The following is a 16,531-nucleotide window of genomic DNA, read 5'->3' as shown; positions in this document are numbered from 1 at the left end:
GGGTCAGTGCAAAAAAAAAGCCAAACAGTCCACGTCCCCTGTTCAGCTCCATACTTAAGATATATTCTCCACTTCTCCACCTGGCAGTGAGATGAAGGAAAAGTCGTTGTCGCCGAATAGTTCCCAGCCTTCGAAGGATGCGCTGTTGTGGAAGATGTCGAGTACGGCTTGGTTTTCTGTGGTGACGCGAAGGATTTCAGCTTCCTTCCACCAGCAAATGCTGTGGATTTCCTGACCGGCGAGCAGGGTGTTGAGTTTATCTAAGTATTCTCCGGCGGTGCCGGCAGTTTGGAAGTCGGTTTGGCCGACGGTGATGCGCCCGTCTTTTTTGAGTCTCCATGGGCATTCGATGACGAGGCCTCCGTTGGAGAAATGCAGGATCAACGGGAGGGGTTTGCCGTTTTCGAGCTTGGTTATTTTTTGTCCTTTGAAGTAAGGGAAATCAAGGCTTTCGTTCATGGTCTCTCCTCCGTTTGGCGTCTACTTTTTATTTCTCCTTATCGATTGATAAGCAAGGGGCATGCTGCTGGACTTACATATTTTCCACTGAGAGTCCGCGCAGGATTACTTCTGTATATAGTCTTGCCCGCTGATCGAGTGTTTTGCTGTCGCCTGGCAGCGGGTGGCTGAGCATACTCATAAAAATGTGAGAGTAAATGGATGTGGTTGCCTTTAGAGAATCCGGATCCTTAAGGGTTCCTTCTGCTGCTGCGCGTTCAAAAATAGATGAAATCGGTATTTGATAGGCTTCGCTCCAGCATTGGCTGATCATCATTTGATCTTCAACGGTCATTTCATATTCAATATCGTGAAACATTTGGCTTAGCTTTTTCGGCTGGTGCAAAATGATGTAGCGGGTAACCCGGTATAAAGAGTCTTCGAGATCTGGATGCCGCTTAATGATCCGCTCCAGTCCTGTTTGCATTTCGTATAAGTAATTCTTTACGACTTCAACGTAGAGGCTTTTTTTGTTGGGAAAATGGTGATAAAGGGCTGGCTGAGTGAGGCCGCAGGTGTCTGCAATTTTGCGGGTTGAGATGGCGCGGTACCCGTATTCCATGAATAAACCTTCCGCTGCCTTAATAATGTTTCTTCGTGTATCTCCCATTTCGGCTGCGGTATTTTGCTTGGGTGCCATTCATTTGCCTTCCCTTCTGTTCCTTATCATATGATAAGATTGTAAGCTTTTATTTTGTATGCTGTCAACCGAACTCTAAAAAAATGGCCTGATTCCGTTCAGAATCAGGCCATAGAGTTTTACATAATTTTTCTTTTTGCAAGACGGTCCACGTTGTCGAGCATAATTCCTGTTCCAATGGCAACACAGTCCATTGGATTTTCTGCGACAAGCACTGGCACCTTTAGTTCTTCAGCCATTAGCTGATCGATTCCGTTCAGAAGGGCTCCGCCCCCTGTCAGGATGATCCCGCGGTCGATTATGTCAGCAGACAGCTCAGGCGGTGTGCGTTCCAACACGCCTTTAGCTGCCTGGACGATTACGGCAACGGATTCTTTTAGGGCTTGTTCAATTTCTTTGGATGTAACAGTAATCGTTCTTGGCAAACCGCTTACCATGTCACGGCCGCGAATTGCGATTTCTTCTTGACGTGCGCCTGGGAATACCGTTGCTACCTTAATCTTAATATCTTCGGCAGTACGCTCTCCAATCAGAAGCTTGTACTCTCGTTTGATATGATTGAGGATTTCTGTATCGAACTTGTCCCCTGCCATCTTAATGGAAGAGGCGGTGACGATATCGCCCATGGAAAGCACAGCGATATCCGTTGTTCCACCGCCTATATCCACAACCATATTTCCGCTTGGCTGGAAGATATCCATTCCGGCGCCGATTGCGGCAACCTTAGGCTCTTCTTCCAGGAAAACGTTTTTGCCGCCGCTTTTTTCAGCTGCTTCCCTGATCGCTTTCTGTTCAACAGAAGTGATGTTCGTTGGGCAGCAAATCAGCATGCGCGGTTTCGAAAAAACACCTTTAAGATTGAGCTTGTTAATGAAGTGCTTCAGCATCGCTTCCGTCACTTCAAAATCTGCAATGACTCCATCTTTTAACGGACGGATGGCAACAATGTTCCCAGGCGTACGTCCTACCATTCTTCTTGCTTCTTCGCCGACTGCCAGCACTTTTCCTGTATTGCGGTCCATCGCGACAACGGAAGGTTCGTTCAGCACGATCCCTTTCCCTTTAACATGTATCAGTACGTTGGCTGTACCGAGGTCGATTCCTATGTCCCTTGCAAACATTGTTCCCTTTTCCTCCTTGCAAATCACGATTCCCGTGTATATCCATAATTGCACCTAATTACATATTGTATCACATAATACAAATAATAGGTGTTATTTGGTAAAGAATCTACACATTTTTAGATGGGATTGGATTTACAAAGATACGCTTATTTCACTGGTTCTTCATGAAGAATGTCTTCCTTGCGGTACTTCAATTTTGTTGCTTCTCCGCCTCTCAAATGGCGAATGGATTTATGATAATCCAGAATTTCCTTTACCTCTGCTGCAAGCTCCGGGTTAATTTCAGGCAATCGCTCTGTCAGATCTTTATGGACAGTACTTTTGGAAACCCCAAACTCTTTCGCAATCACGCGAACTGTTTTTTTAGTCTCCACGATATACTTTCCAATCTTGATAGTACGCTCTTTGATGTAATCGTGCACACCACTCGACCTCCCTAAAATGGATGTGAGAAGTGTGAAATGAGACCCGCATATTAAGAGACATCAGCTGCTGGGATGGAATGTACTCTAAAGATGCTTCCGCTGGTGGATTCACAATAAACAGCCACGATCCTCACCTCAAACACTCTCTTTGTTAGGTTTGTAACATTCTATTAGCTTGGTTGCAGTAATATGCTAAAAAGTCAACAGGGACAAGGGATTGCGTAAACTTTCCTGTTAAAATACAGGGCATATGCTAAAGAATATGTGAAACTTATGGGAATTTAGAATCTTAATTTATTTTTCGAATGGTAAAAACCGGATTTATTTGACTGATTCGCATGAAAATCGAGGTTACTTGAAAATTCCATCTCGCGGGGAGAGTAAAACTTATGGCTGAACGAACATTTTAGGATTGACATGAAAAGGGTTATCAATAATAATTGAGAATGAAAATCATTATTGAACATTTTTACATAAAGGAGAAGCACTCGAATGATAAAAAAAATGAGGTTACAGGTCTTCGCTCTTATTTCCATTTTGCTGCTTGGAATTCTTGCTGGATGCGGAGCAAATACAGAAGGATCCGGGTCAGAAAAAAAAGGGGAAGTCAACTTATATACGAGCCGTCATTATGAAACGGATGATGCCCTTTATGCGGAGTTTACAAAGCAGACAGGAATTAAAGTAAATGTAGTAAAAGGGGAAGAAAATGAATTAATTGAGCGTCTTTCCAGAGAAGGCGAGGCTACTCAGGGCGATCTATTTTTAACTTCTGATGCCGGAAGACTGCATTGGGCTAAGGAGAAAAACCTGCTTCAGCCTGTGGAAAGCAAAACGCTTGCCGCGAACGTTCCTGAGAACTTAATGGACAAGGAGAAGGAATGGTATGGTTTAACGAAAAGAGCCCGCGTTATTGTGTACTCCAAGGATCGCGTTAATCCGGATCAATTGTCTACCTATGAAAATCTGACTGAGCCTGAATGGAAGGGCAAGGTGCTTGTTCGTCCGGCTGATAATGTATACAATCAATCACTTTTAGCATCCTTTATCTCATTAAACGGAGAAGAAAAAGCGAAATCATGGGCTAAAGGGATTGTGAGTAACTTGGCGAGAAGTCCGCAGGGAAATGACCGCGATCAGGCAAGGGCAATCGTTGCGGGTGAGGGTGACGTTGCGATTATGAACACTTATTATGTGGGTGTTATGTTGAATTCCGAGGATCCTGAAGAGGTTAAAGTTGCTGAAAAGGTTGGCGTTTTCTTCCCGAATCAGGAAACAGACGGCACCCATGTAAATGTCAGCGGAATTGGGCTTACGAAGCACGCAAAAAACAAAGAGAATGCAGTAAAATTAATGGAATTCCTATCCGGTAAAGAGGCGCAGGGCAAATTTGCCGAAGCTAATTATGAGTACCCGGTCAATCCCGATGTACAGCCATCTGAATTGCTTAAATCATGGGGTAATTTTAAAGCCCAGGATCTTCAATTGTCAGAGCTTGGGAAGAACAATGCCGATGCCGTGAAGCTGTTTAATGAGGCCGGCTGGAAATAATCTTTCTTTCCCATTCACCTGAAAAGAGATAAAATCATTCAAGAGACGTGCCGTATTGCATGAGCGATACGGCACTCTTTTATAAATTTTCAAACGGGTTAGGAATGATGGGTTTGTTTCACCAAATTAAACGTCACCTGAATGGCTGGTCGCTTCTAAGTTTCCTATTCATATTTATGATTTTGCTTCCTGTTCTATTTATCGGCGTCCAATCCTTTACGGAACCGAGCGAAAACTGGGAGCATATTAAACAATTTCTTCTGACAAATTTTATTCAGAACACCCTGATCATTGTGTTCTTTACTAGCATCATCACGGTGATCATCGGGGTCAGCATGGCTTGGCTTGTGTCAGCTTATGAATTTCCATTACGGAATTTTTTTAAATGGGGAGTCATTTTGCCGCTCGCTATTCCTCCCTATATCGGGGCTTATACGTATCATGGGCTTTTAAATTATACAGGTGTCATTCAATCAGCATTGAGAAATAACTTCGGTGCCGCACTAAATCCCAAGTACTTTTCAATTATGAATGTTCCTGGTGCCATCTTCATTTATTCCATTTTTTTATTCCCATATGTTTATATCATTACAAAAAGTTTTTTGGAAAAGCAATCCGCTTCCCTTGTTGAAAACTCCCGCTTGCTTGGAAGAAATCCGTATGAGATTTTCTTCCGCGTGATCCTCCCTATTTCAAGGGCTTCCATTATTGGCGGAGTAAGTTTAGTGATATTGGAAGTATTAAATGATTATGGTGTGGTTAAATATTTTGGCATTCAAACTTTCAGTACGGCCATTTTTCAGACATGGTTCGGGATGGGGGACATCGGCTCAGCAATTAAGCTTTCCGGAATACTCATGACTTTCGTGATTGTGGTTCTGCTTTTGGAGAGACTGTTAAGAAGCCGCAAAAAGTACAGCTATTCGACATCCAAGGTCCGTCCGCTTCAGCCTGCACCTTTAAAAGGGGCTAAAGCCTGGTCGGTCTTCGCCTATTTCAGCTTTATTTTCCTAGTTACTTTTCTTGTTCCATTCATTCAATTGAGTTACTGGGCCTTCATCACCTTTGACATAGTAGTCAATGCCGGTTTCCTGACGTTAGTCTGGAATTCCACCTTCGTTGCGGTCATTGCCTCTTTCATCATTGTGCTGATCTCATTGGTGACCGCAAATTTTTATCGGTTATTCAGCGGAGCCTTGTCCAAAGCCACGTCCAAAATTGTAATTTTTGGCTATTCCATACCCGGCGCCGTGATTGCTATGGGGGTTCTTTCCCTCTTTCTTGCTCTTGATAGGCAGATCGCTGCTTTCTCTAAAATAGCTGGGTTTGAACCAACAATCGTTTTAAGCATAAGTATCTCAATGCTGATCTTTGCCTACGTCATTCGATTCCTGGCTTTAGGATTTAACTCGATTGAGTCAGGTTTTGATAAAATAGGGGTCAGCTTTACAGAAGCCTCCAGAACGCTTGGCATGTCGATAACACAAACCTTTTTTAAAGTGGATCTCAGGATGATTTCAGGAGCGGTTTTCGGAGCATTTATCCTTGTATTTATTGAGATATTAAAGGAATTGCCCTTGACGCTGATCTTACAGCCATTTAATTTCTATACACTGGCAACAAAGGCGTTTCAGTATGCTGGAAATGAACAAATCCATGAGGCGGCTTCAGCGTCCATATTAATCATCCTTATTAGCGGCGTGTCCATCTATTTCTTTCATAAAGTGCTGGAAAGGGAGTAAATCTGATGTTTGTCCAAATACAAAATTTACATTTCCAATATAGAAACTCAAATGAACAGACCATCCAGGATTTTGTGTTATCGATTGAAGAAGGGGAAATTGTTTCGATCCTTGGGAATAGCGGAAGCGGAAAAAGTACGATCCTAAGGCTAATTGCCGGTCTTGAAGTGCCTAGCAGCGGTTCCATTGAAATAAACAACAAGATTGTGTCCAATCCATTCCATTTTATACAGCCTGAAAAAAGAGGCGTCGGATTGGTTTTTCAAGATTACGCCCTTTTCCCGCATTTAAGTGTGGCCGATAATATAAAATTCGGATTAAAAAAACGCAGTAAAAAGGAAAAGAATGAACGTGTCAAGGAGCTCTTACATCTCGTTGGTCTTCATGACTTTGCCAATCGCTATCCATATGAATTAAGTGGCGGCCAGCAGCAGCGTGTAGCACTTGCCAGGGCACTCGCTCCCAACCCCTCCCTGCTTATGCTGGACGAACCATTCAGCAATCTTGATTCCGAACTCCAGCAAAAAATTCGAGATGAATTACGCTCCATTCTGAAGCAAACTGGCATTACATCCATTTTTGTAACTCATGATCGGGAGGATGCAAGATCACTCGCTGACCGAATCGTGATTATGAAGGACGGAAAAATTACTCAAATAGGAAAACCCTGCGACCTCCTGGCAGAGGATATGGAAACTATCCACCAGAAAGAATATATTAAATGAACTAGCGGCTGGAGCTTATCCTGCCGTTTTTTGGTTAAGGTAGATCTGGGGGAGTGGAGGTGCGTGCCGAATATGGCGGTTGGCGTACTGGTTTTGGCCGATACTCCCAATTATTTAGCCGGTCGCGGATGGAATTTGTCCGGTGCATTTTATTAAGCTGTTGGACACTTTTTTTGGCAGGTCAGCAATTAAATCTGACCGTTCCTCCACTTTATTTGGCCGCTCACAGATGGAATTCAGCCGCTAGTGACCAGAATTTTTCCGTCCCAAATAAGTTGTTCTTCCATCCAAGTGGACGGATTTTTTAGCCAGTCTTGAAAAAGGAATTTTCCCAAGGAGAGTTTCATGTTAGTATGAATAAAGGGATTTTTTTACAAAGAAGGATGAATAGGAATGAATATTACTCGGACGAAGGATTTTGAGTTAGTCGCTAAGCTGAATCGATATGTTCACGATGTACATACAGCATTATATCCGGAGTATTTTAAGGCATATGATTACAGTGAAATCAGGAGTTTTTTTCAAAGAATTATCGAGACGGAAGAGTTCATTTTCCTGGTGCTTGAGGAGGTTGGGCAGCCTTTGGGCTATGCTTGGATTGAGATACGAAATTATCCGGAGAATGCTTTTAAAAAGGCGTATCGATCGGTATATGTTCATCAAATAAGTATTGCGGATCATATGAGAAATCAGGGGTACGGTTCCAGGCTGATGGAGGAAGTTGCAGAGGTTGCAAAGTCTAAAGGTATTACGAAGGTTGAGTTGGATTATTGGTTCGATAATGAAGCGGCAAAGATTTTTTACAGGAAAAACAATTTTGTTAAATATCGGGAGTTTGTTTATATGGACTTATAACGTAAAAAAAGGTGCGAATTGCACCTTTTTTTTATGCCTGATCTGCTGGATAAACGAGTCCGATTTGACGGCGTGCTTCATCCATGATTTCGAGAACGGTTAGGGAGTTTTCGAATGTGTTGATGGTTGATTCGCGTTTTCCGGAACGGATGAGGGCTGCGAATTCTTTTGCTTCGTCGTACATGGAGTTTTCATTTTGCTCGACGTTGATGTTTTCTGACTCCCCGGTACGGTATTGAATGCGGACGTTTTCCATTGTGCTGAATTTCTCGATGACGATGCTGCCTGCTTCCCCTTGGATTTCGGACGGGATGTAGGAATCGGTAATTTTGGAGAACATGACGATGGCGTCGTGTTCGTCGTATTGAAACAGGATGCTGCCTTCGCCGTCTACACCGGATTCGAGCAGGTGCGCGGTTGCCTGGATGGAGTTTGGCTTGCCGAATAGGGCAACCATTGGTGCGATGCAGTAGATGCCGATATCCATCATCGAGCCGTTCGAGAATTCGGGTTTGAACGCATTAAGGATTTTTCCTTCTTTATAGGCATCGTAGCGGGATGAATATTGGCAGTAGCTTGCAACGTAGCGGCGGATTTTTCCGATTTTATTCAGGTTGCTTTGGATGGAGGCGAAGTTTGGAAGCAGGGTTGTTTTCATGGCTTCCATCAGTAAGACTTCGTTTGCTTGTGCCGCTTCGATCATTTTTTTCATTTCAGCAGCGTTTGAGGCAATGGGCTTTTCACATAGGACATGCTTGCCGTGGTTCATGCAAAGAATAGCCTGTTCCGCATGCAGGGAATTCGGGCTTGCGATGTACACTGCATCAAATTCTTTACTGGCTGCAAATTCTTCAAGGCTTGTATATGTATGGCGGGCGACGTGCTTTTCTGCAAACTGTAATGCGCGGTCCTCTGTCCGGGAGTAAACGGCAGTTAGCTCCAGTTCTCCTGTTTGAGCTGCGGCATCAAGAAATTTTTCAGTAATCCAGTTTGTTCCGATCACTCCAAAACGTATCATGTATATCTCTCCTTTGACGATGGTAGTTCCGCATTTATTTTACCATACTCAAAAGAAAAACCCGCATGATGCAGGAGCACCGTACGGGTTCAAAATGTAAGGCATGATTATGCGTTTTTAGAAGGAACGGAAGCTTCAGATTCTTTAGCGTCTTCTTGCTTCTCGTTTTTCTTTTCTTCCTGCTGCTTTGCTTCTGTTTCTTTACTTGCAGCTGCTGCTTCATCAGAGATGGCGGTTGCAGGCTTGTCAAGAAGGTTAGCAGGATTCAATGCTTTTCCGTCTTTACGGATTTCAAAGTGTACGTGTACGCCGTTCTTTTCGTTTAATAGATTTTTCCCGGCCTTACCGATTACTGCATGCTGTGCGACTGTGTCGCCTTCTTCTACTGCAACAGATGCTAGAGATTGATAGACAGTTGTTACGCTATCCTCGTGCTGAATTTCAACAACGTATCCTAGGATTGGATCTTTTTCTGCTCTTAGAACGGTTCCGCTTAGAGAAGCTGTCACATCGAATTCCTTACCGTCCTTCTTCGCAAGGTCGATTCCTTGGTTCGGACTGTACGTGTTATTATAGGATACGAGTGCCGCTTCCTGCTCTTCTTTAGAAGACTTGGAATCATAGAACTTTTTCACGACTTGAATCTCTTCTTTGTCAAGAGCCGGCGTTGTGATATTCTCCACTGGCTTGGCTACTTCAGCAGCATCCTGTCCCTTTTCAGTTTGGGGCTTGCCTGGCTGTTCGCCTACCGGGTTCATATCGCGTGTTGCCTGATACCATAACACACTTGTTAAAATCAAAGCTGCACTAACTAAGTAGATTGCCGGAAATACCCAGCGTTTTCTAAAAAATTGCTGAACCTTTGATTGTTGAGAAGTACGATTTTTTTCTTCCTCTCTCATCTTCATCACCTCAGCAACCATTCTGAACACAATTCTGAAAATATATACATTTGCCAAAAAAAATTTAAAAAACGCTTAGTATGCTCCTGTGATTTTGCCATTATGCAAAAAAGGATGAGGACGATGAAGAAACTATTATACTGGGTGCTGACGATTGCACCGATCGCTTATATGTGGCTGATTTGGGAGCTTTCGAGCATCCCGGGAGACCCGAATGCACCCTTTACGTTTGAGGCGGTATTTAAAGACTCGCTCCATTTAATAGAGTTTGGAATTTTGTACTGGCTATTTGCATTTGCCCTCGCCGTTCACGGAAAATGGACAGCAGGGACAAGCCTTGCGATCGTCATCGTTTGCCTTTCATATGGGGCGATTGATGAGATCCACCAGATGTTCACGCCGTTCCGGACGTCAACCTGGTTTGATCTGTTTAAGGATGCAGTGGGAATCACCGTTTCCTATATCATTATGAGATACACTTATTTTAAGTCGAAGGATTCACGTATGTACCGCTTTTTTCAAAGGCTTGAAACGCTTGATCGGAGGAACTGACAATGAAGCTGAGGTTAGCCAAAAGGGAAGATTTAGAACGAATTGTAGATATTTATAATACAACGATTGCATCCAGAATGGTGACGGCGGATCTTGTGCCGGTTACATATGAATCCCGGGGAAAATGGTTTGATGATCATAATGAGCATTACCCCCTGTGGGTCGCTGAGGATGAATCAGGCGCCATTACGAGCTGGATCAGTCTCCAGCCCTTCTATGGCAGAGAAGCCTACAAACACACTGCTGAGGTCAGCATTTACATTGACCCGGCCTTCCGCGGAGGAGGTCTTGGGAAAAAACTGCTCCAGGCTGCAATCGATCAGTGCAAGGAATTGAATATCCAAACTCTGCTCGGATTTGTATTCGGACACAACGAACCAAGCATCCGTTTGTTTGAACGGTTCGGGTTTGAACGGTGGGGCACTCTTCCGAAGGTGGCAAACCTTGAGGGTGTGGAGCGTGATTTAGTGATTTTGGGGAAACGAGTGGGATAAACGAGAGACGGCCGGTATCGAGTACCGGCCGTCTTTTTGTTACCGTGATTGGGTTGATCCATTTTTAATGACACCTTTTAGAAAAAAGTGAAGAGCTAGACCAACAACAATGATTTGGGGGAGCGCTGGTGAGAACCAGGTGGCGGCTTGCTATCCTCCTACTGGTTTATGATGACCGGTCCTTTTATCATTTTGAAACAAAAAAACACAGCCCCCAAAAGGAGGCTGTGCCCTATTGCTGTGCCGTCAATTTCGTTAAAAACGGGTCTGCAGCTGCGAGTGTCGTTCCATTATAGTAGTATCCGACGATGTCTTTGTATGATTTTCCGTCCTGAGCCATGAAGTTCGCACCGTATTGGCTCATTCCGACTCCGTGGCCGTATCCCTTCGTTTGGATGACGACGTTGCCGCCTTTTAGTGTCCAGGTGAAGTCGGTGGATTTCAGCTGAAGTTTGTCACGGACATCACGGCCGGTTAAGGTTTTGCCGCCGATTTCCACTTTTGCGACGCGGTTGCTTGAGGTGCGCTCGATTACTTTTCCGACGGAGTTTGCGCTTTTGAGCGACACACCGAGTTTTCTCTGGAAGTCTGCGACAGAAAAGATTTGCTGACTGTAGTATTTAGGGGATGCTTCATCCCATGTACTTTTGACACTTCTTAAGTATGGTATGGCGTTTGGCCAATAGTCTTCCGAGTTTTCCGTATAGCCGTTGCTTGTTGAGAAAAAGGATGCGGTGATCGGCTTGTTCTCATAGGTAAGGATTTGTCCGGAGGTTCCTGATACGGCAGCCAGCACTTTCTCAGATCGCCAGCTGTAGTCGCTACCCCATAATTTCTTCAATTCTTCTTTGTTCCGGTATACCTGATGGATTACGGTGTCGGTGACATTCGCTTTTTGGCCGGTTGGGGTTGAGATGCCTTTTCCGGCAGTTAGCGATTTGACGATTACGGTTCTTGCCGCAAGTGCCTGGGCTTTCAATGCTTCCTCTTCAAAATCAGCCGGCATTTCTGAGGCGACGACTCCAAATACATAATCCTCAAGTGCCACGTTCTCTACCTTTTTGGCAGCGGTCCGGTAAACCGACACGGTCACACTTGATTTTGGTACCTGCGGCTTCTCCTGCTCTTCCTTCTGCTTCAGTTCTTCTCCCAGACTGCCGTTTGACTGGCTGACGAAAGGGGAAACAAGCAGCGCCGGGATCATGAGAACTAAAATAAAAAGTCCGGCTAGTACGACCAATAGCGGTTTCATAGATTTCATCCACTGAGCCTCCTGATTGAGTAATGCGTATACTCCATCCTATGGGCTTGGACAACCTTTTATGACTGACTTTTGATATGAAAGGGTTAGTAGAGTGATGTTTAGTTCATCGAAATATGGCGAAAAATGTTTCACAAGGAACAGGAATGAATTCCCTTAAATGAAGGTATACTGGAAGTGATACCTGTTGGAGAGGGATTGGCGGGTGTTGGTTGGGGTTTTGATTAACGGTTTGGCGGTTTTGATTTAGGGTTTTGGTGGTTTTGATTGAGGTTTTAGCGGTTTTAATTGAGCTTTTAACGGTTTAAATGAGATTTGGCGGTATTCAGAGGTTCTTCCAGGGCTCGATCGGGATCAATCTGGAATAATTGCTGACTTCTTCGGGATTATTGCTGACATTCACGTTATAATTGCTGACTTTTTACCAATAATTGCTGACTGCCCACTAATAACCGTTGACCACAAACTACAAATTCCCAAAAAATCACACCACAAAAAACTTATGATGAATTTTCCGGATTTATGATGAATTTCCGTAATTTATGCTGAATTCACGGTTTGCCGACTCCACTAAACTGCATAAAAAAGAACCCGCCCAGATGGCGAGTCCCGTTTGAGAGTATAAAATTATGCATTTAAGTCCGAAACAGCTTGCTGTTCTGGTGTGATGGATTGGTCGTCGGTTGTGATACGTTCGATGTCGGCTCCGATTCCGGCAAGTTTGCCGTGGAAGTTTACGTAGCCGCGGTCGATGTGCTTCAGTTCCATTACGCGTGTATACCCTTCGGATACGAGGCCAGCCAGGACAAGAGCGGCACCTGCACGCAGGTCTGTTGCTGCTACTTCTGCTCCTTGAAGCTCGCCAGGTCCGTTGATGATCACGGAACGGCCTTCGATTTTGATTTCTCCGTTCATGCGGCGGAATTCTTCCACGTGCATGAAGCGGTTTTCAAATACGGTTTCTGTAATCATGCTTGTGCCCTTTGCCTGAAGTAGCAATGCCATCATTTGAGATTGCATGTCTGTCGGGAATCCTGGGTGAGGCATGGTTTTGATGTCTACCGCTTTTAATTCTTCTGGTCCAATGACACGCAAACCATCTTCTTCTTCGATGATTTCTACGCCCATTTCTTCCATTTTCGCTACTAATGAAGCAAGGTGTTCAGGTACAGCGCCTTTTACAAGGACGTTTCCGCCTGTAATCGCTGCAGCCACCATGAAGGTTCCTGCCTCAATACGGTCAGGAATGATGTTGTGCTGAGCGCCTTTTAGTTCAGATACACCCTCAATACGGATGGTACCTGTTCCAGCTCCGCGAATTTTTCCGCCCATAGCATTGATGTAGTTCGCCAAGTCAACGATCTCTGGCTCTTTTGCACAGTTTTCAAGGGTTGTTGTACCCTCTGCAAGTGCAGCGGCCATGATGATATTTTCAGTGGCACCTACACTCGGGAAGTCCAAATAAATTTTAGCTCCGCGCAGTCTGCCCTTTACTTCGGCGTCAATAAAGCCATTTCCAACTTTGATGATCGCGCCCATGGCTTCAAAGCCTTTAAGATGCTGATCAATTGGACGTGAACCGATTGCACATCCGCCCGGCAGTGCTACACGCGCGCGGCCAAGTCTTGCCAAAAGCGGTCCCATTACAAGAACGGATGCCCGCATTTTACGCACATATTCAAATGGTGCTTCGGTGCTAAGCTCTTTGGATGCATCTACAATTACCTGATTGTTTTCGAAATGGACATCTGCACCAAGGTGGCGCAGAACTTCATTAATCGTATATACATCGGAGAGCGTAGGTACATCACAAATAATGCTCTTATCTTCACTAGCTAATAAGGATGCAGCGATAACCGGTAAAACGGCATTTTTGGCACCTTCTACCTTTACTGTGCCGTTCAACTTCTGACCGCCGCGGACGATGATTTTTTCCAAGGTATTCCCCTCCGCGTCCCAAATTCTCTATATTAATATTCAGTCGTGATGATTGGTGTTCCTGCGACTACTGTAGTATTTTCGCCCAATCCGCCGTGTCTAACGGCCACTTGCATGTTCATGCTGCCTTGTTCAGCCGGGATCTTTTGCTCCCAGCGTGCTGTATATGCTGATACCGAAATGAAATCTTTTTCTTTAAGCTTTTCAAGCGGTACCGCGTTAAATTCGTTGAGCAAAGCATCAGTTAGATGCAAAACACCTACCATCTTATCATCTACACTGCCTTCAATACAAGAGAAAATTGTGGGATATTCATGAAAAATGTCGAATGATTGCTTTTTAAAATGTGTATGAATGTTAGCCCAATTCCGGGATTCACCACGGCCATGGACTTGATACAGGATATACGAGTTCGATTGGCTATTTGTGTCGGTTGATATAATTTGCAATGATTCCGTGGCACCCAGGTTTTTGTTCACTTTCGTGCCTGCTGCCTTCCAGCCACTGCTGGTCCGTTCGATCGACCACTTAAAAAGACGATGCTGCTGTGTAAAACGTTTCACATTTTCCGAAAATTTTTCACTTGGCATCGAAATTTTTTTCTTGGAGTAGATCGTCCATTCCTTTACTTCTATTCCCTGATCTTGAAACGCGGCGGCCAATTGTGCTATTTCCGGCTTCTTAATGGCTGCCTCCACAATTTTTCCGCATGCAGCGGTGACGACAATAAACATAAGAGCGATCAACATCATCTGTTTTATTTTATCCATTCCGTCCACTTCCTCTCCTTATTAACAGTCTTGCCGGAGAGGGGCTGGACATACGTGGAAAAAGTCGTCATTGTTCTACAGAATCAAGCTTTCTGCAAGGTCTATGGTCCTGTTTTACATGGGGTTAGAAATCAGTTTTTAACTAATTCCCTGGCCAGTCCCATGCCCGTTGGATGGATTGAACCCGCTGGGATTACTCCTCCGCAACCCCTTCTCCACCTATATTCCCAGTGGAATTAAGGCGTAAACTTAAAATAGGGAAGGAAGTTCCTTTGACCAAAATAAATAATCAAGGAAAAAACTGCTGACCAGGTAAGCAATGGCAATTGTCAGCAATATAAGAAGGACCTGGGCCTGGACCACACGTCCGCTTCGAATAAATTTGTCGAAATTCAGCGACTGAAGCGCCCACCAGGTGACGGCGATGAAAAATATATGCGACACTAAACCGGTTAAAGCCTGCTGTGAAAATTCAATCATCTTAATCCTCCAAATATGTATTCATTTTCCCCGCAAAAAAAGGAGAGGTTTTCACCTCTCCTATTATATCGCCCTGCTATAAGAAAATGTTACCTATTTATAGAATGTGCGGGAAAATTCCAAAGAGAATGGTACCTGCTGTACAGATGAGCAGGGCCGCCGCGGCTGCCGGGTGGAAGCGGAGTCTTGGTTCCGCTTCGCCCTGCTTGAAAAACATATGGGCAAAAACACGGAAGTAATACACATATGAAATGACGGTCGCTCCCAGCATGATCGAGGCAAGGATGAGCATCGGCACCTGATTTGTAAAGGCGGTGAGCAAAATGGTGAGCTTCGCCATAAATCCGGCCGTACCCGGTATTCCCGCTAACGAAAGAAGAAGGATGCCCATCAATACAGCTATGACGGGTGAACGTTTATACAGCCCGGAAAAGGAATTCAGATGGGCAGAGCCTGCCTGCTGTTCAATGACCAGCAAAATGGCGAACGCTCCTGCGTTCATGAACAGGTAGGCGAGCAGGTAAAACCAGATGGCATCGAACATGAGCGGAGACTGCGGAGATGCGAAGGCAACGAGCATGTATCCTGCATGGCCTATGGAGGAATAGGCGAGCATCCGCTTCACATTTCTCTGCTTCAGCGCTGTCACATTTCCGATAATCATGGTTAAGGCGGCGAGTACGGCAATGTACGGCTGCATATTCATCAGCATGGACTCACCCTGTAAAACCGAAGTATTCAGGAAAACTGTATAGAATAGCCGGATGATAAGGATAAAGCCAGCCGTCTTTGAAACGACGCTTAAAAAGGCCGTCACAGAAGTAGGCGCTCCTTCATACACGTCCGGCACCCACATGTGGTAAGGAGCGGCGGCAATTTTAAAGGACAAGCCGGTGAAAATGATCAGAAAGGACAGGCCAAGAACGAATAGATGATCCGCATTTTCAAGACTTTGCAGCTGCCCGCTCATGTCGCTCAAGGAAACCGTCCCCGTAATTCCGTAGAGATAGCTCATCCCAAACAGAGTAATGGCGGTGGCGACTCCGCCGTTGATCACGTATTTCATGGCCGCTTCATTTGATTTCTGATCCTTTTTCTTTAAACCGGCCATGATATAGGAAGAGATCGACAGCAGTTCAAGCCCGACAAACAGAGTCATCAAATCCCGGCTTGAGCTCATAAACATCGCCCCGAGAAGTCCAGTGAGCCAAAGTGTATAAAATTCGCTGCGCTCTGTTATTTCCGACTTTTTTTCCTGGAATGTCAGCAAGTAAATGAGTGCTGCGCCGGCGAGAAGGAGGATTTTAAACAGCTTGGCGAATCCATCGAGGACGAAGCTGTCTCCAAGAATCCCTTCTGTTTCCGATGGGGTCAGGAAAAAAAGCACCGCTGCAGCACCGGCGATGGCTGCCAGACCGAGCCACCCAAGCCATTCCCTGCCCGTTTTCTTCGGCAGGAGCAAATCGAGGACGGAAATGAGGACGGCCCCGCCAAGCACCATGAATTCAGGCATCATCAGCATCCAGTTATAGGACATCAATGTTTCGGCATCCATC

The 16,531-nt window shown here is 44.9% G+C and carries 17 protein-coding genes; 6 read left to right on the top strand and 11 right to left on the bottom strand.

Annotated elements, in window-relative coordinates; genetic code table 11:
- Nucleotides 1-54 precede the first annotated feature (54 nt).
- The 4 genes from AS29_RS14105 to spoIIID form a co-directional block, all read right to left on the bottom strand.
- Complete coding sequence (locus AS29_RS14105) at nucleotides 55-459, bottom strand: DUF6188 family protein (RefSeq protein ID WP_051860684.1); 405 nt, start codon at nucleotides 457-459, stop codon at nucleotides 55-57.
- A 73-nt stretch (nucleotides 460-532) separates the two neighbouring features.
- Nucleotides 533-1,138 carry a TetR/AcrR family transcriptional regulator gene (locus AS29_RS14100; protein WP_035408109.1) on the bottom strand — a complete coding sequence of 202 codons (606 nt, stop codon included), beginning with the start codon at nucleotides 1,136-1,138 and terminating at the stop codon, nucleotides 533-535.
- Between the two features lie 119 nt (nucleotides 1,139-1,257).
- Complete coding sequence (locus tag AS29_RS14095; protein WP_035408107.1) at nucleotides 1,258-2,259, bottom strand: rod shape-determining protein; 1,002 nt, start codon at nucleotides 2,257-2,259, stop codon at nucleotides 1,258-1,260.
- Between the two features lie 149 nt (nucleotides 2,260-2,408).
- The gene (gene spoIIID, locus AS29_RS14090; protein WP_035408105.1) at nucleotides 2,409-2,684 is read right to left on the bottom strand and encodes a sporulation transcriptional regulator SpoIIID; all 276 of its coding nucleotides are present in this window, start codon (nucleotides 2,682-2,684) and stop codon (nucleotides 2,409-2,411) included.
- A 495-nt stretch (nucleotides 2,685-3,179) separates the two neighbouring features.
- Between spoIIID and AS29_RS14085 the strand changes: the two genes are divergently transcribed.
- From AS29_RS14085 to AS29_RS14070, 4 genes are all read left to right on the top strand, one after another.
- The gene (locus AS29_RS14085; RefSeq protein WP_231889946.1) at nucleotides 3,180-4,238 is read left to right on the top strand and encodes a Fe(3+) ABC transporter substrate-binding protein; all 1,059 of its coding nucleotides are present in this window, start codon (nucleotides 3,180-3,182) and stop codon (nucleotides 4,236-4,238) included.
- 107 nt (nucleotides 4,239-4,345) lie between these two features.
- Nucleotides 4,346-5,980: an ABC transporter permease gene (locus AS29_RS14080; protein ID WP_035408263.1), complete on the top strand. Its 1,635-nt coding sequence runs from the start codon at nucleotides 4,346-4,348 to the stop codon at nucleotides 5,978-5,980.
- Between the two features lie 5 nt (nucleotides 5,981-5,985).
- Entirely contained in the window at nucleotides 5,986-6,705 is a 720-nt protein-coding gene (locus tag AS29_RS14075; RefSeq protein ID WP_051860683.1) for an ABC transporter ATP-binding protein, read from the top strand.
- Between the two features lie 393 nt (nucleotides 6,706-7,098).
- On the top strand, nucleotides 7,099-7,560 hold the full coding sequence (locus tag AS29_RS14070; protein WP_035408103.1) for a GNAT family N-acetyltransferase: 462 nt from the start codon (nucleotides 7,099-7,101) through the stop codon (nucleotides 7,558-7,560).
- 31 nt (nucleotides 7,561-7,591) lie between these two features.
- On the opposite strand, the gene AS29_RS14065 is transcribed toward AS29_RS14070, so the two are convergent.
- Entirely contained in the window at nucleotides 7,592-8,578 is a 987-nt protein-coding gene (locus AS29_RS14065; protein WP_035408102.1) for a Gfo/Idh/MocA family protein, read from the bottom strand.
- Between the two features lie 107 nt (nucleotides 8,579-8,685).
- Nucleotides 8,686-9,480 (bottom strand): M23 family metallopeptidase, encoded by a 795-nt coding sequence (locus AS29_RS14060; protein WP_035408259.1) that lies wholly within the window; start codon nucleotides 9,478-9,480, stop codon nucleotides 8,686-8,688.
- Between the two features lie 123 nt (nucleotides 9,481-9,603).
- On the opposite strand from AS29_RS14060, the gene AS29_RS14055 reads away from it, so the two are divergent.
- Together AS29_RS14055 and AS29_RS14050 are read left to right on the top strand one after the other, a co-directional pair.
- Nucleotides 9,604-10,032 (top strand): VanZ family protein, encoded by a 429-nt coding sequence (locus AS29_RS14055; protein WP_035408099.1) that lies wholly within the window; start codon nucleotides 9,604-9,606, stop codon nucleotides 10,030-10,032.
- Nucleotides 10,033-10,034: 2 nt separating this feature from the next.
- Complete coding sequence (locus AS29_RS14050) at nucleotides 10,035-10,526, top strand: GNAT family N-acetyltransferase (protein ID WP_035408097.1); 492 nt, start codon at nucleotides 10,035-10,037, stop codon at nucleotides 10,524-10,526.
- A gap of 232 nt (nucleotides 10,527-10,758) precedes the next feature.
- Here AS29_RS14050 and spoIID read toward each other — a convergent pair whose 3' ends face one another.
- The 5 genes from spoIID to nuoN all read right to left on the bottom strand — a co-directional run bounded on the left by spoIID (nucleotide 10,759) and on the right by nuoN (nucleotide 16,530).
- Complete coding sequence (spoIID, locus tag AS29_RS14045) at nucleotides 10,759-11,787, bottom strand: stage II sporulation protein D (protein ID WP_035408096.1); 1,029 nt, start codon at nucleotides 11,785-11,787, stop codon at nucleotides 10,759-10,761.
- Between the two features lie 627 nt (nucleotides 11,788-12,414).
- A complete protein-coding gene (murA, locus tag AS29_RS14040) occupies nucleotides 12,415-13,725 on the bottom strand; it encodes a UDP-N-acetylglucosamine 1-carboxyvinyltransferase (RefSeq protein WP_035408093.1) in 1,311 nt (436 codons plus the stop codon).
- 32 nt (nucleotides 13,726-13,757) lie between these two features.
- Entirely contained in the window at nucleotides 13,758-14,495 is a 738-nt protein-coding gene (locus AS29_RS14035; protein ID WP_035408092.1) for a YwmB family TATA-box binding protein, read from the bottom strand.
- A gap of 249 nt (nucleotides 14,496-14,744) precedes the next feature.
- The gene (locus tag AS29_RS14030) at nucleotides 14,745-14,975 is read right to left on the bottom strand and encodes a DUF1146 family protein (RefSeq protein ID WP_035408089.1); all 231 of its coding nucleotides are present in this window, start codon (nucleotides 14,973-14,975) and stop codon (nucleotides 14,745-14,747) included.
- Between the two features lie 97 nt (nucleotides 14,976-15,072).
- The gene (gene nuoN, locus AS29_RS14025; RefSeq protein WP_035408087.1) at nucleotides 15,073-16,530 is read right to left on the bottom strand and encodes an NADH-quinone oxidoreductase subunit NuoN; all 1,458 of its coding nucleotides are present in this window, start codon (nucleotides 16,528-16,530) and stop codon (nucleotides 15,073-15,075) included.
- Nucleotide 16,531: the final 1 nt, after the last annotated feature.

Source organism: Bacillus sp. SJS (genome assembly GCF_000732485.2).
In the GTDB taxonomy this organism is placed as follows: domain Bacteria; phylum Bacillota; class Bacilli; order Bacillales; family Bacillaceae; genus Metabacillus_B; species Metabacillus_B sediminis.
This window is presented reverse-complemented; position numbering and strand designations above follow the sequence as displayed.

Bases quoted from the DNA above. Each gene is read 5' to 3' on its own strand.
- AS29_RS14070 (WP_035408103.1), top strand. From the start codon at position 7,099: ATGAATATTACTCGGACGAAGGATTTTGAGTTAGTCGCTAAGCTGAAT.
- AS29_RS14075 (WP_051860683.1), top strand. From the start codon at position 5,986: ATGTTTGTCCAAATACAAAATTTACATTTCCAATATAGAAACTCAAAT.
- AS29_RS14085 (WP_231889946.1), top strand. From the start codon at position 3,180: ATGATAAAAAAAATGAGGTTACAGGTCTTCGCTCTTATTTCCATTTTG.
- spoIID (WP_035408096.1), bottom strand. From the start codon at position 11,787: ATGAAATCTATGAAACCGCTATTGGTCGTACTAGCCGGACTTTTTATT.
- AS29_RS14095 (WP_035408107.1), bottom strand. From the start codon at position 2,259: ATGTTTGCAAGGGACATAGGAATCGACCTCGGTACAGCCAACGTACTG.
- nuoN (WP_035408087.1), bottom strand. From the start codon at position 16,530: ATGGATGCCGAAACATTGATGTCCTATAACTGGATGCTGATGATGCCT.
- AS29_RS14105 (WP_051860684.1), bottom strand. From the start codon at position 459: ATGAACGAAAGCCTTGATTTCCCTTACTTCAAAGGACAAAAAATAACC.
- AS29_RS14055 (WP_035408099.1), top strand. From the start codon at position 9,604: ATGAAGAAACTATTATACTGGGTGCTGACGATTGCACCGATCGCTTAT.
- AS29_RS14060 (WP_035408259.1), bottom strand. From the start codon at position 9,480: ATGAGAGAGGAAGAAAAAAATCGTACTTCTCAACAATCAAAGGTTCAG.
- AS29_RS14065 (WP_035408102.1), bottom strand. From the start codon at position 8,578: ATGATACGTTTTGGAGTGATCGGAACAAACTGGATTACTGAAAAATTT.
- AS29_RS14050 (WP_035408097.1), top strand. From the start codon at position 10,035: ATGAAGCTGAGGTTAGCCAAAAGGGAAGATTTAGAACGAATTGTAGAT.
- AS29_RS14100 (WP_035408109.1), bottom strand. From the start codon at position 1,138: ATGGCACCCAAGCAAAATACCGCAGCCGAAATGGGAGATACACGAAGA.
- AS29_RS14030 (WP_035408089.1), bottom strand. From the start codon at position 14,975: ATGATTGAATTTTCACAGCAGGCTTTAACCGGTTTAGTGTCGCATATA.
- AS29_RS14080 (WP_035408263.1), top strand. From the start codon at position 4,346: ATGGGTTTGTTTCACCAAATTAAACGTCACCTGAATGGCTGGTCGCTT.
- AS29_RS14035 (WP_035408092.1), bottom strand. From the start codon at position 14,495: ATGGATAAAATAAAACAGATGATGTTGATCGCTCTTATGTTTATTGTC.